At 66.0% G+C, this 23483-nt stretch carries 9 protein-coding genes and 1 tRNA gene; 5 read left to right on the forward strand and 5 right to left on the reverse strand.

From position 1 onward, the window contains the following. Positions 1-14 precede the first annotated feature (14 nt). Both ACZYZ7_RS17975 and ACZYZ7_RS17980 read right to left on the reverse strand, forming a co-directional pair. A complete protein-coding gene (locus ACZYZ7_RS17975) occupies positions 15-15209 on the reverse strand; it encodes an amino acid adenylation domain-containing protein (RefSeq protein WP_463741457.1) in 15195 nt (5064 codons plus the stop codon). A 629-nt stretch (positions 15210-15838) separates the two neighbouring features. Then, on the reverse strand, positions 15839-17089 hold the full coding sequence (locus ACZYZ7_RS17980; protein ID WP_463741458.1) for a cytochrome P450: 1251 nt from the start codon (positions 17087-17089) through the stop codon (positions 15839-15841). 188 nt (positions 17090-17277) lie between these two features. Here ACZYZ7_RS17980 and ACZYZ7_RS17985 point away from each other — a divergent pair, with 188 nt between their 5' ends. Further along, positions 17278-18141, forward strand: a complete 864-nt coding sequence (locus tag ACZYZ7_RS17985; protein WP_463741459.1) for a hypothetical protein — start codon at positions 17278-17280, stop codon at positions 18139-18141. A gap of 95 nt (positions 18142-18236) precedes the next feature. On the opposite strand, the gene ACZYZ7_RS17990 is transcribed toward ACZYZ7_RS17985, so the two are convergent. From ACZYZ7_RS17990 to pgm, 3 genes are all read right to left on the reverse strand, one after another. After that, a tRNA-Ala gene (locus ACZYZ7_RS17990) sits at positions 18237-18309 on the reverse strand. A 55-nt stretch (positions 18310-18364) separates the two neighbouring features. Then, positions 18365-19621 (reverse strand): MFS transporter, encoded by a 1257-nt coding sequence (locus ACZYZ7_RS17995; protein ID WP_463741460.1) that lies wholly within the window; start codon positions 19619-19621, stop codon positions 18365-18367. Beyond that, positions 19618-21252 (reverse strand): phosphoglucomutase (alpha-D-glucose-1,6-bisphosphate-dependent), encoded by a 1635-nt coding sequence (pgm, locus tag ACZYZ7_RS18000; protein WP_463741461.1) that lies wholly within the window; start codon positions 21250-21252, stop codon positions 19618-19620. The genes ACZYZ7_RS17995 and pgm overlap by 4 nt, the downstream gene beginning before the upstream one ends. Before the next feature lie 71 nt (positions 21253-21323). Between pgm and crcB (ACZYZ7_RS18005) the strand changes: the two genes are divergently transcribed. Genes crcB (ACZYZ7_RS18005) through ACZYZ7_RS18020 form a run of 4 tightly spaced genes read left to right on the forward strand, consistent with a single transcriptional unit; the run spans position 21324 to position 23478 of the window. Next, positions 21324-21719, forward strand: a complete 396-nt coding sequence (gene crcB, locus ACZYZ7_RS18005) for a fluoride efflux transporter CrcB (protein ID WP_135453418.1) — start codon at positions 21324-21326, stop codon at positions 21717-21719. After that, entirely contained in the window at positions 21716-22081 is a 366-nt protein-coding gene (crcB, locus tag ACZYZ7_RS18010; protein WP_450072842.1) for a fluoride efflux transporter CrcB, read from the forward strand. Before crcB (ACZYZ7_RS18005) ends, crcB (ACZYZ7_RS18010) begins: the two co-directional genes overlap by 4 nt. Next, positions 22078-23148, forward strand: coding sequence for a DUF190 domain-containing protein (locus ACZYZ7_RS18015; protein WP_463741462.1), 1071 nt, complete (start codon positions 22078-22080; stop codon positions 23146-23148). Before crcB (ACZYZ7_RS18010) ends, ACZYZ7_RS18015 begins: the two co-directional genes overlap by 4 nt. A 60-nt stretch (positions 23149-23208) precedes the next feature. Then, on the forward strand, positions 23209-23478 hold the full coding sequence (locus tag ACZYZ7_RS18020; protein WP_463741463.1) for an acyl carrier protein: 270 nt from the start codon (positions 23209-23211) through the stop codon (positions 23476-23478). Positions 23479-23483 lie beyond the last annotated feature (5 nt).

Genomic DNA, 23483 nt, shown 5'->3' on the forward strand with positions numbered 1-23483 from the left:
GGGCTTGTGGATGCCTACCGCCATTGATCTACGCCGAGCAGTTGCAGGTCGGTGACGTATTTGACGATGATCGGCGCCGAGACGTGCGGGATGTCGTGATCGGGGCCGATTTTCGCTTCCTGCACCGCCGCACGGAACCGGTCGGTCGGCGCGTAGGACCCGCACATCGGCTCTGCAGGCTGCAAATTCGTGGCATCGCCCGACGGCAACATCTCCAGCACGGTGCGCCGGCGCTGTCGATCCGGCAAGGCCCGCAGGGCGGTCACAAACCGCGGCAACCACTCTCCGAAGTGACCAATGCGCTGGATCGGGTAACCGGCCTCGATCACCCAGTCGACGTACTCGTCGAGCCCGATGCCGTCGTCGTGCGGGTTCATCACGTGATAGCACTCAAACCCGTCGGCCACGCGGGCACCCAGCGTGGTGATCGCTTCTGCGATGAATTCGACAGGCAGCGCGTCGAAGTGCGCGCGTTGCCGGTTGCCGTCGCCGTCAAGTTGGTAGAACGAGGCGGGCGCGATGCCAGTTGCCAACAGGCTCAGCACCATTCGGGTGAACAGGTCCGACACGTTGAGCTGACCCGCATACGTGGTGTCGGCCAGGATCAGGTCGCAACGAAACACTCCGACCGGCAGCCCGCACAGGTCATTGGCCTCGCGCAACAACACCTCGCCGGCCCACTTGCTGGTGCCGTAGCCGTTGACGAAGCTGCCGTCGATGGTGCGAGTGGAGCCGACGACCCGGATGTCGGCGTCCTCGGTGAACGCCGACGGCTCGACCTGGTCGCCTACGTTGCCTGTCGACACGTACGTGTAGGGCTTCAGCTTCGTGGTGAGCGCGAGGCGGACCAGCTCGCCGGTGCCCACGACGTTGGGCCTGAACAGCTCACGATAAGGAAGGACGCCGCTGACGAGAGCCGCGGAGTCGACGATCAGGTCGACGGTGTCGGCCAGCCGCTGCCAGGTCTGCTGGTCCAAGCCTAGGTTGACTTCGGCCTTGTCGCCGGCGAGGACCTCCAGATGATCGGCGGCCAGCTCCTGGAAATGCCGCAACAGTCCCGGGTCGCCGCTGTCGAAGGTCTTCTCCAAGCGTTGCTGCGCATCCTCATTGGACTTGGCGCGCACCAGGCAGATCAGTGTGCCGTCCACCAGGTCCATCCGCTCCAGCCATTCCAGGGCCAGGTAACGCCCGAGGAAACCGGTCGCCCCGGTCAACAGAACCGTCCGCAACTTGGCGCTCGCGCGTGGCAGCGTCGGGGCCGCGGTCAGCGTCGTGGCGTCGATGAACTTGTCCAGTGTGAGATCGCGGGCGTGCACCTCGGTGCTGTCGCAGCCATGCACGGACTCGAAGCTGGGCCCGTTGGCGGCAGCCACATCCGACGAGCTGGATTGCCTTTCCACCTGCTGGCTCAAGCTTCTTACGGATGGCGTGTCGAATACGTTGGGTACCGAAAGGTGGGCATCCAAAGCGGTGTTGGCCGCGGCGACCACCCGCATCGCCAACAACGAATCCCCACCCAAATCGAAGAATGAGTCATCGACCCCGACCCGCTCCACACCCAACACATCGGCATAGATCCCAGCCAGAATCTCCTCGACCGGGCCAGCCGGAGCACGGTAACCACCACCGCCGTCCACATATTCAGGTGCCGGCAAAGCCCGAACATCCAACTTGCCGTTGACCGTCAACGGTATTGCGTCCAACACCACCACGGCGGCCGGCACCATGAACTCCGGCAACCGCTCGGCCAGCGCGCCGCGTAGCCGGGCAGGGTCAGCAGTTCCGGTGACATAACCCACCAACCGCCGATCCCCGGGACGGTCCTCACGGGCAATCACCGCCGCCTGCTCGACCCCATCCAGCCCGGCCAGCGCTGTCCGGACTTCACCCAACTCGATGCGATACCCGCGGATCTTGACCTGCTCATCCGCGCGCCCCAGATACCGCAACTGCCCATCAGCGCCCCACGACACCAGATCCCCTGTGCGGTACATCCTTTCACCCGACACCCCGAACGGACACGCCACAAACCGCGACCCGGTCAAACCGGCCCGACGCCAATACCCAACCCCCACCCCGGCGCCGGCCACATACAACTCCCCCACCACGCCGCGCGGCACCGGGCGCAACCACCCATCCAGCACGAATAACGCGGCCCCCACCACCGGCGACCCGATCGGCGGCACCCCCGACCCCGCTGTCAGCGGGGCGCTGATCGCCACACACATCGTGGTCTCGGTCGGGCCGTAGGCGTTGATCACCATCCGCCCAGGCGCCCAGCGGTCCACCACTTCGGCCGGACAGGCCTCACCTGCCATCACCAATGCCGCCGATTCCAACCCCTCCGGCGAGAGTGCCGCAATCGCAGACGGAGTCTGAGTCAACACGTTGACATGCTGACTGAGCAGCACGGCGTGGAAGTCGTCCGGTGAGCCGGCCACCGACTCAGGCACCTCCACCAGCCGCCCGCCGCGCAAAAGCGCACCGAATACCTCCCAGCCCGAGACGTCAAAGGCCAAGGAATGACACTGCGCCCACACACCTGCGCGCGGCAGGCCGGCATCCAGTGACGACAGCAGCTGGGTGATGTTGTGGTGGGTGACGACCACCCCTTTCGGGACACCGGTAGTGCCGGAGGTGTAGATGATCTGGGCAATGTCATCGGCCGCGGGCACCGGCAAGCCCGTGCACGGGTAGGTTTCGATGGCGGGGTCTTCGGCATCGATGACCGGCAGGTCACACCCGTCGAGCCGGTCGGCCAGCCCCGCAGTGGTGATCGCGGCGATCGGCCCGGCATCGGTGAGCAGGAACCTGATCCGCGTTTCCGGCATTGCGGGGTCGATCGGCAGGTACGCCGCCCCCGTTTTGAGCACCGCCAAAATCGCCACGACCGCCTCGATCGTGCGCGGCAACAGCAATGCCACCCGTTGGCCGGGACCCGCGCCACGGCCAATCAGCAAGTGCGCCAGCCGGTTCGATGCCTCATCGAGCTCGCGGTACGTCAGCGAGCGGCTCTCGTGTACCAGCGCCACCGTCTCCGGGGTGTTCGTCACGTGTTCGGCGAACAACTCCGGAACCGACACCAGAGCACCCACCGGCTCGCCCAACACGCCCCAATTACCAACCTCACCCAACCAGGCGCGCTCACCGGCAACCAACACATCGACCGACGACAACAACCGAGCCGGATCAGCAGTCAACCCCACCAACACCCGCTCCAACCGCTCGATCAGCGCCTGGATGCCGGCCGCGTCGAACACGTCGGTCCGAAATTCCACTTCCCCATAAATCCCGGCGGGCTCACCGGCATCGGTGAAGCGTTCTTTCAGGAAGAACACCAGATCCATTTTCGCGGCCTGGGTATCCGCGAGCAGCGGCGTGACCTGTAGATCACCCAAACGCAGTCCGGTTGCGGGGACGTTGACTTGTCCGGGGAAGTTCTGCCAGCCCAGCATCACCTGAACCAGAGGGTGATGGGCCCGGCTGCGGGTTGGGTTGAGCCGTTCCACGAGTACCTCGAACGGCACATCTTGATGCTCGTAGGCGGCCAGGCTGCGCGCGCACACCTGGTCCAAAAGTTCTGTCACAGTGGGATTACCAGTCACATCGACCCGCAGCACCAAGGTGTTGACGAAAAACCCCACCAGCTCATCCAGTGCCGGGTCGCGGCGCCCGGCGATCGCGAACCCCACCGCCACATCGCTGCTGGCGCTGAGCCTCGAAAGCAGGGCCAGCAGCGCCGCTTGTACCACCATGAAACTGGTCGCATTATGCTCGCGGGCCACCCGAGCAACCTGCTGCTGTAGCTCCGCCGGCCAATCGACCGACACCCTGGCGCCGCGCTGATCGGCCACGGGCGGGTAGGGGCGATCGGTGGGCAGCTGCAGCCGCTCAGGCATCCCGGCCAGGGCCTGCTCCCAGTACGCCAGCTGCGCAGCGATGTTGCTTTCACTGTCATCGAAATCACCGAACTGGGCGCGCTGCCACAGCGTGTAATCGACGTACTGCACCGGCAAGGGCACCCAGCCCGGGGCCTGCCCCGCGCACCGGCTGGCATAGGCCACACCCAAGTCACGTACCAGCCGAGTCATCGACCAGCCATCCGCGGCGATCTCGTGCACCACGGCCACCAGCACGTGTTCATCGTCGCCAACACGGAAAAGCCCTGCCCGCAACGGGATCTCGGTTGCCAGATCGAATGTGTGGCGCACCGCCGCGTTGATGGCCTCACCCAGCCGGCTCTCCGGCCAGCCGCTGGCATCGATGATCTGCCACCCGAAGTCGGCCCGCTCGGACGCCACCACCAACTGCCGGGGGATACCCTCGACCGCCGGCAACTGGGTGCGCAGGGTTTCATGGCGGCCCACCACATCGGACAGCGCGGCACCGAGTGCGTCGGCATCCAGGTGCCCCTCCAGCCGCAACGCCACCGCCACGTTGTAAAGCGGTGAAGGGCCGAGCAACTGGTCGATAAACCACAACCGCTGCTGGGCAAACGACAACGGCACCACCGCCGGCCGCTCACCCGCCACCAACGGCGGCAGCCGCCCCGCATCCGCACCGACATGGGGCGCCAACTGGGCAACCGTGGGCGCCTCGAACACTGTGCGAACCGAGAGATCGGCACTCAGGGCGTTGTTGACCGCGGCGATCAAGCGCATCGCCGACATTGAATCCCCACCCAGATCGAAGAACGAGTCGTCAACACCGACCGCGTCCATCCCCAGCACCTCGGCGAACACCCCGGCGATGATTTTTTCGGTCGGGGTCTGCGGCGCCCGGAAGGCCGTGGCGGCAAACACCGGTGCCGGCAAGGCCTTTCGGTCGAGCTTGCCCGATGGGGTCAACGGGAACTCGTCGAGCACCACGATGTGCGTCGGCACCATGTATTCGGGCAACCACGCACTCAACCGCTGACGCACCGCGGTGAGTTTGGAGTTGGTGCGGGGGTCGTTGGCGTGGGTGCTGCGTTGGCGGGCGCCGTCGGGTGGGATGTAAAGGTCGGTCAGCGCTGGGGTGCGCTGGCGGTGGGGGTCGACGGGGATGATGAAGACGGCATCCAGGGTGCCGGGTTGGGCGCCCCAGGTGACCGCGACCTGGTATCCAGTAGCTTCGCCGAGGCGGTGCAATTCTTCGGGGACAACGGCATCGGCGGCGCCGGCTTCAGCCAGTGCGTCGGCCAGGGACAGTCCGTCGGCGAGGGCGTGTTCGACGTGGACGTCGCCGAGCAGTCCGGCGCGGGGGATCTCGGTGACGCGAACGGCAACGGGGCGTCGGGATGTCAACTGTTCGTGCAGCCCGCGCAGGCCTGCGCACTCGGTCCACGCCCAGCACTCTGTCGCGGCCAGCGAGCGTACGGGCGCGGGGGTCTTATGGATGGTGACGTCGTAGCGGTACCGGTTGAGTTCATTGTCGGCCACTCCGCGTTTGACTTCGATGCCGAGTCCGGCAACCGACGGGCGGTCGGCGGCCCAGGTGGTGAAAAACTCTGGGGCCAGCAGTAATTCGGTTTCGCCGAGCACCGCACGCTGGACACGTTGGCGGATTTCGTCGGCATCGGACGTGGCGGTGGCGCCGGCCAGTGCGACCCCGGTTTGCAGCGCGCCCTGCAGGGTGCGGTTCCGCACATCACCGAGAAACAGTCTCCCGCCGGGAGCCAGCAGATCCATGGCGTTGTCGATGACCTCGGCCAGATAGGCCGCGTTGGGGAAGTACTGGATCACCGAGTTGAGGATGATGGTGTCGAAGTAACCCTGCGGCAAGGCACCGGTGACGTGGGCGGGCTGGGTCAGCAGTTGGACCCGATCACGCCACCCGATCTGCAACTGCTCCAGCGATCGGGCCAGGGCGTCGATGGCCACCGCCGAGACGTCGGTGCCGACATAATGTTCGCAGTACGGGGCGATCTGGGACAACATCAGCCCGGAGCCCGCGCCGATCTCCAACATGCGCCGCGGCTGCATGACCAGGATGCGATCCACCGTGGCCGCCCGCCACTCCGCCATCTCCTCGAGCGGAATCGGATCGTCGGTGTAGCTGCTGTTCCAGCCTCGAAAATCCATGCCGAACGCGGGTGCCGCGACCTCGGCGCCGTACAGCTCGTCGTACATGTGGTGCCACCGGTCGACGATTTCGGCGTCCTGCTCGGCGGTGCTGGCGTGCTCCAGCGTGACGTAGGCGATGAGGTGGGAGCCGGTGATGCCGTGGTGCACAGTGGCGGCCGCTTGTATGACTTGCGGGCAGGCCAGCAGGGTATTTTCGATTTCGCCCAGTTCGATGCGCTGTCCGCGCAGTTTGATCTGCGTGTCGGCGCGGCCCAGGTAGTCCAGGGTGCCAACCGGGGTCCAGCGCACCAGGTCGCCGGTGCGGTACATGCGTGTCCCGGCAGCCCCAAAGGGATTGGCCACAAACCGGTCGGCGGTCAACTCCGCCCGGCCGACATAGCCGCGCGCCAACGCGGGTCCGGCCAGATAAAGCTCGCCCACTACTCCGAACGGTGCCGGGTTCAGCCGAGCATCCAACACCAACGCGCACACCCCTGGGATCGGGGCGCCGATGCTCACCGACCGGCCCACCGGCTGCGGCGCAGTGCAGGTGGCCCAGACGGTTGTCTCGGTGGGCCCATACGCGTTGAACATCTGTCGACCCGGCGCCCAGGAGGCCACCAACTCGGCCGGGCAGGCCTCGCCCGCGGTGATCAGCGTGTCCACCCCGTCCACCTGAGCCGAATCCAGCGACGCCAGCACCGTCGGGGTCAACACCGCTGCGCTGACCCCCTGGCTCTGCAGCAGGGCGGTCAAGGCCTCCCCGGCATAGGCGTCCGGCGGGGCCACCACCGACACCGCCCCGGATCCCGCCGCCAACAACAACTCGAACACCGATGCGTCAAAGGTCGGCGCGGCCACCATCAGCACCCGCGCATCCGCGCCCAGCCCGAAGACCGCTCGTTGCGCTTGGGCCATCCCCAGCAGACCCGCGTGGCTGACCGCCACCCCTTTGGGCACACCGGTGGACCCCGACGTGAAGATCACATAGGCGGCGTCATCCACCCCCAGCGCCGCCAACCGGTCGGCATCGGTGATCGCCTCTGCGCATCGCCCCGACAGGTCCAGAGCGTCGATGCGAATCACCGGACGCCCCGCGGCGCCGGCCACCATGTCGGGGCCACAGGTCAGCACACACACCGCGGCCACCGTGTCCAACACCGTGGCGATCCGCTCACCGGGATGGGTCCGATCCACCGGTACATAGACCCCACCGGCCTTGACCACAGCCCACCACGCCACCACCAGCTCGACGCACCGATCCATCGCTACACCGACCGTGCGCTCTGGACCCACCCCCATCTCAATCAGCAACCGCGCCAATCGGTTCGATGCCTCGTCAAGTTCGCGATAGGACAGCGCCCGCGCACCATCGAGCACGGCCATTGCATCCGGATCGGCGGCTACGGCCGCCTCCAGCAACTGCGGAGCCACCCCCACCGGAGCTGCCACACCCACACCAGACCACTGATCCAGCAACAGATCACGCTCGTCACGGTCCAGCAGCGCCACTTCCCCGACCACCACCGACGCGTCGGCGACAACCGCCTCGACCAACCGCCCAAACCAGCCGACCAATCGCTCGATGGTGGTCCGGTCAAACAAGTCCGTGGCATACGAGACCGTCCCGGTGACCATCGGCGCGGCCGGGTCCTCGGTGGCCACCTCTCTCAGATCGAAATCCAGATCCCACTTTGCGGTGAGGACGGGCGCCGTCACCGGTTCGACGCTGACCCCGTCGAATGCCACCTGGGGGAGCACATTGTTCTGGAAGGCCATGCCTACCTGAAACAGCGGATGGTGCGACGTGGAGCGCGTCGGGTTGAGCTGCTCGACGAGAAGCTCGAACGACACATCCTGGTTGCTGTAGGCGTCCAGCGCTTTCCGACGCACCTGCTCAAGCACATCGCTGAACCGCTGCGCAGCATTGACACCCACCCGCAACACCCACGTGTTCACGAAGAAGCCAACCAGATCGTCGAGCGCCTCATCGACTCGTCCGGCGATCGGCGTGCCCATCGCCACGTCCTCGCCCACCCCGACCAGGTACAACAACACCGCCACCAGGGACTGCAGGACCATCGAGGCGGTCGCGTTATGCGCCGCGGCCAACCGCTTGATACCCGCCCACATCTGCGGGTTGATGAACAACCCCACCCCATCACCGCGATAACTGGGCACCGGCGGGCGGGCCCGATCCGTCGGCAGCGACACCACCTCCGGCAGCTCGGCCAGCTCGTGCTGCCAGTACCGCAACTGCTCAGCGATCACGCTGTCCGGATCGGACTCAGCTCCCAACCACTCCTGTTGCCACAGCGTGTAGTCGACATACTGCACCGGCAGTGGCGCCCAATCGGGTTCGGCGCCCGCACACCGGCTGGCGTACGCCACGCCTACATCCCTGACCATCGGGGCCAGTGACCACCCATCAAAAGCAATGTGGTGCACCACGATTCCCACCACATACCGCTCGGTCCCTAACGAGTAGATCTGCGCACGAATCGGAATTTCGGTCGCCAACTCAAACCGGTACCCCGCCAGCGCCGTCAACTCGCTGATCACACCCGACTCCGGCAACGACACCACCGCGGCGCCCCCGCGCCGCCACATCCCGGCTTGCGCCGGCAGCACCTGCTGGAACGGCACACCGTCGATGTCGGGAAATATGGTGCGAAGCGATTCGTGGCGGGCGATGACATCATCGAGGGCCGCGCTCAGCGCCTCGATATTCAGCGCTCCGCTGATCCGATACGCGGTCGGCATGTTGTAGGTCGCCGCCCCGCCCTCGAACCGGTTGAGGAACCACAGCCGGCTCTGAGCATGCGACAACGGAACCACCGCCGGCCGCTCACCCGCCACCAACGGCTTACGCCCACCCCCATCCCCGCCGAGACGAGGCGCCAACCGGGCAACCGTGGGCGTGTCGAACAAGGTGCGCACCGCGAGGCCGGTATCCAGGACGGTCTTGATCGCGGCGACCACCCGCGTCGCCAGCAGCGAATCCCCACCCAGATCGAAGAACGAGTCATCGACCCCGACCCGCTCCAGCCCGAGTATCCGGGCGTAGATGCCGGCCAGGATCTCCTCGACCGGACTCGCCGGAGCGCGATAACCACCACCGCCACTTTGGTATTCGGGTTCCGGCAGGGCGCGGCTATCCAGTTTTCCGTTGACCGTCAACGGTATGGCGTCGATGACCACCACTGCGGCCGGCACCATGAACTCCGGTAGCCGCTCGGCCAGCGCCGCGCGGGTCTGAGCCGGGTCGGCCGTCCCGGTGATGTAGCCCACCAGACGCTTATCCCCGGGGCGGTCCTCGCGGGCGATCACCACCGCCTGCTCGACCCCGTCGAGTGCAGCCAACACCGCCTGCACCTCACCACATTCGATGCGATACCCGCGGATCTTGACCTGCTCATCGGCACGCCCCAAGTACTGCAGCTGCCCGTCAGCACCCCACGACACCAAATCCCCGGTGCGATACATCCTTTCGCCCGCTGCCCCGAACGGACACGCCACAAACCGCGACCCGGTCAACCCGGCCCGACGCCAATACCCAACTCCCACACCGGCACCGGCGATGTACAACTCCCCGACCACGCCCACCGGCACCGGGCGCAACAACTCATCGAGCACAAACAACGCCGCCCCCGGCACCGGCGAGCCGACCGGCGCCGCCCCCGACCCCGCCACCAGGGGCGCACTGACCGCCGCAAACACTGTGGTCTCGGTCGGACCGTATTGGTTGATCATCGCCCGCCCGGGCGCCCACCGATCCGCCACCTCGGCCGGGCAGGCCTCACCGCCGAACACCAACGTCGTCACCGACTCCAACCCCTGCGGCGACGAAACCGCCAGAGCCGAAGTGGTCTGGGTAAGCACGCTGACGCGTTCAGCAACCACTACCCGGCGAAAGTCCTCCGGCGAGCGGGCCACCGCTTCGGGCACCACCACCAGCCGCCCGCCACTGAGAAGTGCACCCCATATCTCGTGGACCGAGAAGTCAAAGCCATAGGAATGACACTGCGTCCATGCTCCTGCCGTCGGCAGATTCGCATACGGAGACCCCATCAGTGCGGTGACGTTTTGATGGGTGATCGCCACGCCTTTGGGGACCCCGGTGGTGCCCGAGGTGTAGATGAGGTACGCGATGTTGCCGGGGTCCGGTGCCGGCAATCCGACGCAGGGGTAGGTGGCGATGCGGGGGTCTTCGATGTCGATGACCGTCAGGTCGTGCCCGGTCAGCCGCGGGCGCAGCCCGGCGGTGGTGACGATCGCCATCGGTGCCGCGTCGGCGAGCATGAACTCGATGCGGGCCGCCGGGTGGGCCGGGTCGATCGGCAGGTAGGCCGCCCCGGTCTTGAGCACCGCCAGGATCGCCACGATCGCTTCGGCGGAGCGGGGCAACAACAGCCCCACATACTCGCCGGGGCCCACACCATGGGCGGTCAACAAGTGCGCCACGCGGTCGGCGGCCTCGTCCAGCTCGCGGTACGTCATCGAGCGGCCTTCGAAGGTCAACGCCACCGCCTCCGGTGTGCGGGCCACGTGCTCGGCGAACAACGCCGGAATCGACACCGGCGTGCCCGCAGGCAGGGTCAACACCGCCCGGTTACCGATCTCATCCAGACGAGCGTGCTCACCGGCATCGAGGAGATCCATTGACGACAGCCGCCTGCCCGGGTCGGCGGTCATCGCCACCAACACCCGCTCCAACCGCTCGATCAGCGCCTGGATGCCGGCCGCGTCGAACACGTCGGTGCGAAATTCCACGTCTCCATAAATCCCGGCGGGCTCACCGGCATCGGTGAGACGTTCGGCCAGCGTGAATGTCAGATCCACGCGGGCCGACTGGGTGTCCACCGGCATCTGCGTGACCTGCACATCGCCCAAGGCCAACCCGGCGGCAGGGTCGCTGGTGTGCCCGGGGAAGTTCTGCCAGGCCAATACCACCTGAACCAGTGGGTGATGGGCGAGGCTGCGGGTGGGGCTGAGCCGCTCGACGAGCAACTCGAAAGGCACATCTTGATGCTCGTAGGCGGCCAGGCTGCGCGCGCGCACCTGGTCCAACAGTTCAGCGGTGGTGGGATCACCGGCCACATCGACCCGCAGCACCAGAGTGTTGACGAAGAACCCCACCAGCTCATCCAGCGCGGGATCGCGTCGGCCGGCGATCGCGAATCCGACGGCCACCTCGGGGCTGGCACTGAGCCTCGCCAGCAGCACCGCCAGGGCGGCCTGTATCACCATGAAGCTGGTCGCATTGTGTTCGCGGGCCACCTCGCGCACGCGCTGCTGCAGCGCGGCCGGCCAATCGACCGACACCCTGGCGCCGCGGTAATCGGCCACCGGCGGATAAGGCCGATCGGCGGGCAGCTGCAGCCGCTCAGGCATCCCGGCCAGGGCCTGCTCCCAGTACGCCAGCTGCGCAGCGATGCTGCTGCCGCTGTCTTCCAGATCACCGAACTGGGCGCGCTGCCACAGCGTGTAATCGACGTACTGCACCGGCAAGGGCGCCCAGCCCGGGGCCCGCCCCGCGCACCGGCTGGCATAGGCGACACCTAGGTCACGCACCAGCGCGGTGATCGACCAGCCATCCGCGCCGATATGGTGCACCACCGCGACCAGCACGTGTTCATCGTCAGCCACTCGGAAAAGCCATGCACGCAAAGGGATCTCATTCTCGAGATCGAACAAATAGCACGCCGCCGAGTTGATGGCCCCACCCAGCCGGCTCTCCGGCCACCCAGTGGCATCGATGATCTGCCAACCGAAGTCGGCCCGCTCGGGCGCCACCACCAACTGCTGGGGGATGCCCTCGGGCGCCACAAACAAGGTGCGCAGGCTCTCGTGGCGGCCCACCACATCGGACAGCGCCGCTCCCAGCGCCTCGGCATCCAGGTGCCCCTCCAGCCGCAACGCCGCCGGTATGTTGTATACCGCTGAGGGCCCCTGCAACTGGTCGATAAACCACAACCGCTGCTGGGCAAACGACAACGGCACCACCGCCGGCCGCTCACCTGCCACCAATGGCTCAGGCCGACTCGAATCCGCGCCGATGCGCAGCGCCAGCCCGGTAACCGTAGGTGTGTCGAACACGGTGGGTACCGAAAGGTCAGCATTCAGTGCGGTGTTGGCCGCGGCGACCACCCGCATCGCCAACAACGAATCCCCACCCAAATCGAAGAACGAGTCATCGACCCCGACCCGCTCCACACCCAGCCCGAGCACGTCAGCATAGATACCTGCCAAGATCTCCTCGACCGGACCAGCCGGAGCACGGTAACCACCACCGCCACTTCGATATTCAGGTGCCGGCAGAGCCCGAACATCCAACTTGCCGTTGACCGTCAACGGCAACGCGTCCAACACCACCACCGCGACCGGCACCATGAACTCCGGCAACCGCTCGGCCAGCGCAGCGCGGATCTCGACCGGATCTACCACCCCGGTGACATAACCCACCAACCGCCGATCCCCCGGACGATCCTCACGAGCAATCACCACCGCCTGCTCAACCCCAGCCAACCCCGCCAGCGCCGTCCGAACCTCACCCAACTCAATCCGATACCCACGAATCTTGACCTGCTCATCAGCACGCCCCAGATACCGCAACTGCCCATCAGCACCCCAACAAACCAAATCCCCAGTGCGATACATCCTTTCCCCCGACACCCCAAACGGACACGCCACAAACCGCGAACCCGTCAACCCAGCCCGACACCAATACCCAACCCCCACCCCCGCACCAGCCACATACAACTCCCCCACCACACCGCGCGGCACCGGACGCAACCACCCATCGAGCACAAACAACGCCACCCCCGCCACCGGCGACCCGATCGGCGGCACCCCCGACCCCGCCACCAAAGGCGCACTGACCGCCACACACATCGTGGTCTCAGTCGGACCATAGGCATTAACCATCACCCGCCCCGGAGCCCACCGATCCACCACCTCAGCCGGACACGCCTCACCAGCCACCACCAACGCCACCGACCCCAACCCCACCGGCGAAAGCGCCGCCACCGCAGACGGAGTCTGAGTCAGAACACTGACCCCCTCCGCAACCAGCACCTCAGCGAAATCCTCCGGGCAACTCACCACCGTCTCGGGCACCACCACCAGCCGCCCGCCGCGCAACAACGCACCGAAGATCTCCCACACCGAAACATCGAAGGCATACGAATGGCACTGGCTCCACACGCCCGCCGTCGGCAGCCCCACATCCAACGACACCAACAACTGGGTCACATTGCGGTGGGTGATCGCCACCCCCTTCGCAACACCGGTAGTCCCCGAGGTGTAAATCAGATACGCCACATCGTCAGGAGCCGGCGCCGGCATCGCCGCACACGAAAAGCTCTGAATGCGTGGATCATCCACATCGATGACCACCACATCAAACCCATCCAACCGCGAACGCAAACCCGTGGCAGTCACCACAGCCAACGGCGCAGCATCACCGAGCATGAACCCAATCCGCTCTCGCGGATGCCCCGGATCAATCGGCAAATACGCCGCCCCCGTCTTGAGCACGGCCAAAATCGCCACAACCGCCTCAACCGACCGTGGCAACAACACCCCCACACACCGACCGCAGCCCACACCATGAGCAGCCAGCAAGTGTGCCAACCGATTAGCGGCCTCATCCACCTCTCGGTACGTCAGGTCGCGGCCCTCAAAACTGACCGCCACCGCCTCCGGTGAGCGAGCCACCTGTTCGGCGAACAACTCCGGAACCGACACCGGCGCAAGCCCCGACCTACTCAACACCCCCCGATGACCCCACCCATCCAAGCGAGCACGCTCATCGGCACCAAGCAGATTCACCGACGACAACAACCGAGTCGGATCAGCAGTCAACCCCACCAACACCCGCTCCAACCGCTGCACCAAATCGCGGGCACCACAATCCGAAAGCCATTGCCCAGCACCCGCGGACCCACTCGTCGTCTCGCTCGGCTGCGCGCCGAGAAACAGCCGATCATCGTCAATAAAGAAGTCCAGTCCGAACTGATCGACGAGGTTGGTATGGGTCAGGGTCCCCGTTGCCGTCGCGCCGGCAATATTCGCCAGGTGCGTGGTCGGAATGAAATTGAGAATTACGCGATTTGGCGCCTGCGCGGAGCCGCGGAGATGTGCCTTGTTCTCGATGGCACGCACCGGGAACCGCTGATGCTGCAGCGCTTCCCGCAGTCGCGCATCGACGTGTTCACAAAAGCTGGAAACCTCAGACCCCGGCGAAGCTCTCAACGCCAGTGGGACGAACCCGGTAACCATTCCGGGCACGGTCTGCGCCTCCGGACGCACACGCCTACTTACCGGAAATTCGAACACCACCTCTGAACTCTCGACGTCGCACCCAAGCACCAGCAGCGCGCACGCCGCGGTTAGCACCGATGAGCGCCGCACCCCCAACGCCTCAGAGAACGCCTGGATCCCGGCGACGACGACAGGGTCCAATTCAACGGGTACAGACGACTCATACGGATCACGCTCGCCCGCGGCCGCGGCCGCGGGCGCCAACCGATACCGTGTTTCGTTTTCCTGCGGCAGGTTCTCGGTCCAGTAGGCCCGATCATCGAGATAGTCGGCGGACGCTTCGTATTCCGACTCGCAAGCAATCAGATCTCCCAGCGACCCGAAATAAGCCGGGGGAATCGATGCGCCCGAAGCTACCGCACTGTAGACATCGCCGATCCGATGACAAACAAGAGCAAGGCCAATTCCGTCTGCCACTATGTGATGGCAGCACACGAAAAAATAGAATTCATTTACCCGCGTCTGCAACAACGCAAATTTGAACAGCGGGCCAGTAAGCGCCATCACCGTGCGCTGAATCGAGGATGCCAGCCGATGGGCTTCCCGGACGGGATCCTGCGCGCCTCTGAGGTCATGGCAGGCAAGCTCAACATCCGGGCAATCGACCGTCTTCTGGAAAACCTGGCCATCCACCTGGAAAAAGACGGCTCTAAGTGGTTCGGCCTCGCGCACCACCTGACGGACCGCCCACTCAAGCGAACCGGGGTCGACCGTGCCCTCGAGTCGCACGAGATAGCCCAGCTGCCACCTCGCAGCGAGACGATCCGTTTCCTGCGCAAGCCATATGTCCAGCTGTCCCCGCATCAGCGGAAACACACGATCAGTTAGCCGTGTTTCCATCGAGTTGTCCCATCAAGCCGACGCCTGACCCTTGTCGGTTGGTCCGCTTCCCCGTGTACGGCCAAGTCGAAAGAGCTGCCTTCGTTGTCGTCAAAAAGGTTGACGCTCATGTGTTCTCCAACCCCCGCGTCGCCGTGACCAGGGCCAAGCCCCGCTGGAGGGCAGCCGAGTGGGCGGGGTTTTCGGCGTGATTCAGACGGCCACACTTCGGTGCGCCACGCGGGTTGCCGGGAGGTCGTGCCCAGCATGGCTCGCCGCCTCTCGTCATCGGTTCGCCCGAGTCCGTGCGAGCCGCTGGGCGTCCTCGGTGACGCACCAACAGATCGGGCAGGCGGCTCGGGTGGTCCGATTCGACGACGAGTCCATTGATCAGCCGGGGCTGCCAGCGCACTAGCGATGTTCGTCGTAAGCGTCCTCCTAACAGATGTTACGAAGACCCCCGAACCTAAGTTCAAATTCCCGGGCGGGCGTTGGACCAAACATCCGGCGAGACGATGTCCCGCCCTCGGATACCCACCCAGAGGTTGAAGCGCAGCCCGGATTTGCTTGCTAGTTCACAGATCCCAGCCGTTCCGTTGGTTGACAATTGCCTACTCGACCGCGATCGTCGGTGTTCACCAAGGAAATGTTCAGTGAACCGGAGTGAACTCGAGGTGCAATTCCTTGAGGCGCCTGAACAGAACGGTGCGGTCCCATTTGAATCGACGCGCGCCTGCAGAACCGTGCTCGGCCTCTGAAAGCCGAATGTCGGCCATCCGGTCAAGGATACGTTCCAGGCTCACCCGCACTTCGGCGCGTGCAATCGGAGCCCCCGGACAAGTGTGAATACCACGACCGAACGCGATGTGGTGCAATACGTTTGGACGGTCGAGGCGGAACTCTCCGGGCTCGTCGAACCGTCGCGGATCGCGGTTCGCAGCACCGTTCATCACCAGCAAACTGGTACCGGCCGGCACATCGACGTCGCCGATCTTGGTACTGCGCCGCGCCATGCGGAAGTTCGATTTGATCGGGCTTTCGAAGCGCAGCATCTCCTCGATAAAGCCGGGGATCTTTGACGTGTCCTCGCGCAGCTGCTGTTGCAAGTCCGGTCGCTCCGCCAGCATCAGCATCGCGAGACTCAGCAGGTCGATCGTCGTGCCGTGGCCGGCGGCGAACATGAACGTGGCGACACGGGCGACGTCGATGGCCTCGGGTGTCGTGCCGTCTGGAAACTTTGCCAGCGCAAGCTCAGTGAGGACGTCGTCGCGCGGCTCGCGCCGACGTTCCTCGATGTAGTCGACGAACCACTCCTCTTTCACACCAACGAAACCGCTGCGTTCGCCTTCGAGCCTGCTGGCTATCGCCGCGCGGCGGAATCGCTCACGGTCGGCCTGGGGCACGTCAAGCAGGTCGGTAATCGCGTCGAGGGTGAACGGAAAGTTGTAGTCGACGACGATCTCGCACTTGCCATCCGCAACAACATGGTCGAGTTGCTCATCGGCAAGACGCCACAAAAATTCCTCGTTGTTCTTGAGTTGCCTCGGCGTAAACAGCCGGTTCAACAGCGAGCGGTGTGCGGTGTGTCGCGGAGGATCGAACGTAATGAAGTAGTCGCCGAATGTAACCCTGTCGCGGTACCGCTCGATCAGATCCGAGACGTCATCGCTGTCGGCTGCGATCGGAATCCCCGACCATGGTCCGCTGACGATATTGCATACCGAGAAGATCTCCTCCGTGTCGCGCTGCACGGCGATGGCCTCGTCGTACCCCGACACCATCACTACGCCGTGCGCCGGCTCGCGCCGTAAAGGGCAACGGCGGAGGGCGTCGTAATAGTCGTAGGGGTTATCGACTAGCGACTTGTCGGTAAAGAAGTCGAGGTCCTCGGGTCCGCTCATTTCGCCTCCCTTGGGGCTACACAAATGCTAGGCGCTCAGCAGAGGTACGGAAAACAGCCGACATAGGGGTGGCGCAGGGCGTGCGGCGACGGTCGCGGGTCGAAGCGGCCCGCAAGGTCTTGTCCGACTTGGTGCGGCTCCTGCGGGAACGCCGCCTGCGCCACTGTTCCGAGGCAGAATTTCTCCTGATGAAGAGCGCCGCCGACCGCGCCGCCGACCAGGTGGCAACCGTCCGCGACGACCCGGCCGGACGGGTCGCCCTGATGGCCGCGCTCTACGAGGGCTCTCCGAACCGACGGGGCGACCATCTGCCTTACCGCCGCGCGGCCTTGGCGTTCATGGACTGGCAGTTCCGCCGCGGGCTGCTCAATCCCGCCCGGCCGGCCGGCGAGATTCCACCAGGAAGCCCGTGGTGGCGCGCGGTGAACGAGCGACTGCTTCACGACACCGCTGAATCCAGGGCGGTTCTGGAGGGGTACAAGAACGAGGCATCCTCACCCAGCGCACGGCTGTGCATCGAATTCGCCCGGTGCCCAACGGTTCACAATTGGTACCGCGCCCACAACGCCGCTGTGGTCGCGGCCTATCTCGACCATGAACAGCTGGCGGCGAAGGAGAACCCGATCGAGCGGTTCTTCATCAACCTGGTGCTGGTGCGGGTGCTGTTCGCTCACGCACTCGTCTCAGCGCCCCGTCTCGCGCTCGGCTGGTGCGCCCCGCTGGCCCCCTTGCTCGGCGACCCGCGCCTCGGCATGACCGGCATCTTCCTGTCCCTCTCGCGAGTTCTGCCGGACACGTACCCGCTACAGGGGAACCTCTCGGACTTCGTGGACGCTGAACACAGCTTCGGCCACGTCCTCGACGTCGGGCTGATCCGCCCACGCATCGACGCACTGTTCACGTGGTCAGCCGACGAGCTCGGCGAGTCACGCGTTCCGGGCCTACTCGTCGACGGCATACCCGCCTATTCAGGGATCGACAACGCGGCCGTCTGGAACCTCTCGCCCGCTGTCCCCGCACGCCTCATCAAACGCCTCATACCCGTTGCGTGAACGCACGGTTCGCTGTGAATATTCACTGAAAAACAGAACCCGGCAGCAAACCAAAAAACCCGCCCTGACCGAAGTCAGAGCGGGTTTTTCAAACGTGGAGCTAAGGGGATTCGAACCCCTGACCCCCACACTGCCAGTGTGGTGCGCTACCAACTGCGCCATAGCCCCGTTTTCCGTGCTCCACGAAGTTACACCACCGCTACCCCCCATTCAAAATCGCTGGTCAGGGAACCTCTCCACCGGCCTCTGGGCCCAGCGCACGGGCCGGGGTGTGCTCGGCAGACGGCCGCCCGCGGGTCTCCGGAGCGAAGACCCAGCCCACCGCGGCCACCAGCAGGATCACCCCACTGATCACGAAGGCCCACGAGAACGACAGGTACTGCGCGATCAGCCCGACCAGCAGCGACCCGCCGACCGATCCGACGTCGGCCATCATCTGGAACGTCGCCACCGCGGTGCCGCCACGGGCTTTGTTGCCGATGATGTCGGCCACCGCAGCCTGCTGCGGTGCGGTGAAGATGCCGGTCGAGAAGCCCGCGATGTAGGCACTCACCAGGAACAGCGTCAGCCCGTCGGTGAACCCGACCATCACGGTCGAGATCCCGGCCGCGGTGAGCCCGACGATCAGCAGATGGCGTCGCCCCACCCGGTCGGACAGATACCCGCTGGGGATCACCGCGGACACGTTGCCGACGGCGAAAGTGGCCAGCGCCAGCCCCGCCATCCCGGGACTGCGATGCAACACGTCGACGATGAACAACGGCACCAAGGCAATTCGGAGCCCGAAGGCCGACCACCCGGTGGCGAAGTTCGACAACAACGCCGCCCGGTAGGCGCGGTTGCGCAGCGCCGTGCGGACGGTCACCTTGGCACCCTCATCCGGCGCGGGCGCGGCCAACGACGAGTGCCGCAGGCTGATGAACACCACCGCGGCCGCCACCAACAGAGCGGCGCCGTAGATGACGAACGGAGCGCTCAGGCCCAGACCCGCGGTCATGCTCCCCAGCACCGGCCCGCCGACCGACCCGACCAGGAACGCCGAGGAAAACATGCCGGCCACGCGGCCGCGGGCGTCCTCCGGGCTGATCCGGATCATCAGCCCCAGCGCCGACACGAAGAACATCGTCGAGCCGATCCCGCCCAGCGACCGGAACAGCAGCAGCTGCCAATACGTCTGCGCGAACGCACAGGCACCGGTGGTGACGGCGACGATCAGCAGACCCCACACGTAGATCCGACGCTCGCCCAGCCGCTGGATCAGCACACCGGTGGCCGGCGCGAAACACAGCCTCATCAGTGCGAACGCAGTGATGACGAACGTCGCGGCGCTGATGCTGACCCCGAAGTGGCGAGCGTAGGCCGGCAGCACCGGCGCCACCACGCCGTAGCCGAGCGCGATGACGGCGTTGGCGACGATCAGGACCCAGACTTCACCAGGTAGCTTCGCCCTGGTCTGACAGTCATCCTCCGTAACGCTCACCCAATGACTGTATTAACCACGTCCTTGGCGGCCTCCTGCACCTCCGCAAGATGGTCGGGGCCGAGGAAGGACTCGGCGTAGATCTTGTAGACATCCTCGGTGCCCGACGGTCGGGCCGCGAACCAGGCGTTCTCCGTCGTGACCTTCAGCCCGCCCAGCGGCGCGCCGTTGCCCGGCGCGGAGGTCAGCTTCGCGGTGATGGGTTCGCCAGCCAGCTCGGTGGCGCTGACCTGCTCGGGCGACAGTTTCGCCAGCCGCGCCTTCTGCTCGCGGTCGGCCGGCGCGTCGATGCGCGCATACGTGGGCGACCCGTAGCGTTCGGCCAGTTCGGCATACCGCTGCGACGGCGTCGACCCGGTGATCGCCAGGATCTCCGAAGCCAGCAGCGCCAGGATGATGCCGTCCTTGTCGGTGGTCCACGTCGACCCGTCCATTCGCAGGAACGACGCCCCGGCACTCTCCTCGCCGCCGAAACCGATGCCGCCGCCGATCAGCCCGTCCACGAACCACTTGAACCCGACCGGCACCTCGACCAGCTTGCGCTCCAGCCCGGCCACCACCCGGTCGATGATCGAACTGCTCACCGCGGTCTTGCCCACCGCGGTGGCCGCCGGCCAGTTCGGCCGGTGGGTGTAGAGGTAGTCGATCGCCACGGCCAGATAGTGGTTGGGATTCATCAGCCCGCCATCCGGGGTGACGATGCCGTGCCGATCGGAGTCGGCGTCGTTGCCGGTGGCGATCTGATAGGAATCCCGGTTGGCGATGAGCCCAGCCATGGCATTCGGTGAGCTGCAGTCCATCCGGATCTTGCCGTCGGTGTCCAGGGTCATGAACCGCCACGTCGCATCGACGAGCGGGTTCACCACGGTCAGGTCCAGGTCGTACCGCTCGGCGATCGCGCCCCAGTAGTCCACGCTGGCCCCGCCGAGCGGGTCGGCACCGATGCGGATGCCCGCGGCCCGGATCGCGTGCAGATCCACCACATTCGCCAGGTCCGCGACATAGGCGTCCAGGTAGTCGTGGCGCTGGGCCATCTGCAACGCCCGCGACAGCGGCATGCGTTTGACCGATTTGAAGCCCTCACGCAGGATCTCGTTGGCGCGCTTGGCAATCCACCCGGTGGCATCGGTATCGGCGGGACCGCCGTTGGGTGGGTTGTACTTGAAGCCGCCGTCGCGCGGTGGGTTGTGCGACGGGGTGACGACGATGCCGTCGGCCAGGTCGGCGTCACGGCCGCGGTTGAACGTCAGGATGGCGTGGCTGACCGCGGGGGTCGGGGTATAGCGATCGGCCGAATCGATCATCGCCACAACATCGTTGGCGGCCAGCACCTCGAGTGCCGAGGCCCAGGCCGGTTCCGACAGGGCGTGGGTGTCGCGGCCGAGGAACAACGGGCCCGTGGTGCCCTGTGCAGCCCGGTACTCGACGATGGCCTGGGTGGTGGCCAGGATGTGGCCTTCGTTGAACGCCGTATCCAGACTGGAGCCGCGGTGCCCGGAGGTACCGAACACCACCTGCTGCGCAATGTCATCGGGGTCGGGCCGCCTGGTGTAGTAGGCGGTCACCACCGCGGCGATGTCGATCAGATCCTCGGGTTGAGCCGGTTGCCCGGCACGGGGATTGGCAGCCATGGTTCCCGATTCTGCTCCCGAACGGATGTCGGTGCCCGCCAGTCGCGCAGTTGCCGCCATACTTTTACTTCATGTTTGGCCATGACCCCCGAGAATTGGCCGCGGTCTTCGTCGGCGGCGCCCTGGGCACGCTGGCGCGCGCCGTCCTGGCGGTGCTCGCGGCACCTCAACCCGGCCATTGGCCGTGGCCGACGTTCATCGTGAACATCATCGGCGCGTTCATGCTGGGGTACTTCACCACGCGACTGCTGGAGCGGCTGCCGGTGTCGAGTTACCGACGGCCGCTGCTGGGTACCGGGGTGTGCGGCGGGCTGACCACGTTCTCCACGATGCAGGTCGAGACGATCACGATGCTCGAGCACGGAAACTGGGCATTGGCCGCGGGCTACACCGCCGCCAGCATCGCCGCCGGTCTACTCGCGGTGGTCCTCGCTACCGCTCTGGTGCGCCGGGCCGCGGTGCGATGACCGCCGTCGTCTGGGCCGGGGTGATGCTGCTCGGCGGCGTCGGGGCGGTCTGCCGGTTCCTGCTCGACCGTGCGGTGTCCGCACGCCACACCCGGGGGTTCCCGTTCGGCACCCTGGCGGTGAACCTGAGCGGCGCCTTCCTGCTCGGCTTCCTCGGCGGCCTGGCCCTGGACCGGCACGCCGCGCTGCTGGCCGGCACCGCATTCGTCGGCTCCTATACGACGTTCTCCACCTGGATGCTGGAAACCCAGCGCCTGGGCGAGGAGCGCCGGATCTGGCCCGCGGTCGGCAACATCGTCGTCAGCGTGGTACTCGGCCTGGCCGCGGCGTGGCTCGGCATGTCACTGGGGAGCCGGCTGTGACCACCACCGACTACCTCAAGCTGACCGCGTACTTCGCCGAGCGGCTGCGCCACGAGCACCGCTTCGTCGCCGATGCGCTCCTGGACCTGTACGGAGCCAGCGACATCGCGATCAGCGTGATGCTGCGCGGGATCTCCAGCTTCGGTCCACACCACCACCTGCGCACCGACGAGACACTGAGTGCCTCAGAGGATCCCCCGGTCGCGATCGCCGCTGTCGATGCGGCCGACAAGATCTCCGCGCTGGCCGAGCAGACGGTGGAGCTGCTTCCCCGTGGCCTGATCACCCTGGAGCGGGCCCAGCTGGTCCGCCGCCAGTCGCCGGCCCCAACGGTTACCGACGTCTGCAAGCTGACGGTGTACGTCGGCCGTCATCACCGGGTCGCCGGTATTCCGGCCTACCGCGCGGTGTGCGATCTGCTGCACCGGCGCGGCTTCGCCGCGACCACGGTGTTTCTCGGGGTGGACGGGACCGCCCACGGCCAGCGTCGACGCGCCGCGTTCTTCAGCCGCAATGCCGAGGTGCCGCTCATGATCATCGGGCTGGGAACCGGGGCGCAGGTGAATGCGGTGCTGGGCGAACTCACCGAGCTGCTGGAGAACCCGCTGCTCACCGTCGAACGGGCGCAACTGTGCAAGCAGGGCGGGCAGCTGCTGACCCGGCCGGCCGCGCTGCCCGGCGCCGACGCTCAGGGCCGTCCGCTGTGGCAGAAGCTGATGGTCCACACCGCCGAAACCGCACAACATGACGGGGTGCCGATCCACCGGGCCATCGTCCGCAGGCTGCTGGAGTCCAATGTGGCCGGCGGCGCGACGGTGCTGCGTGGGGTCTGGGGTTACAGCGATGACGGTAAACCCCGCGGGGACAAGCTTTTCCAGATGGGACGGCACGTCCCGGTGACGACCATCGTGGTGGACACCCCCGACCGGATCGCCGCATCGTTCGAGATCGTCGACGAAATCACCCGCGAGCACGGCGTGGTCAGCGCCGAGATGGTGCCCTCGGCAACGGTTGTCGATGCCGGACACCGGCACGGCGGGACCGATCTGGCGCGCTTCAGTTACTGACCTCACAGGCGGCCCGGTAAGGCTAGCCTACCTTTCCTCCGGCGTGTACCGTGCCACCCCATGCAGTCGACAACACCCGAAGCGGTCAGCGCCGCTCTCACCGATATCCTTCGTGACGACATGAATGTCGATGTCCGCCGGGTGACCAGGGAATCCCGACTCATCGACGACGTCGGCCTGGACTCGGTGGCGTTCGCCGTCGGCATGGTGGCGATCGAGGACAAGCTCGGGGTCGCCCTGTCCGAAGAGGACCTGCTCAGCTGCGACACCGTCGGTGATCTCGAGGCGGCCATCCTGGCGAAAGTGCCTGCCGCGCAGAGCAGCCAGTGAGCGTG

This window comes from Mycobacterium sp. IDUB_17 (assembly GCF_055419465.1).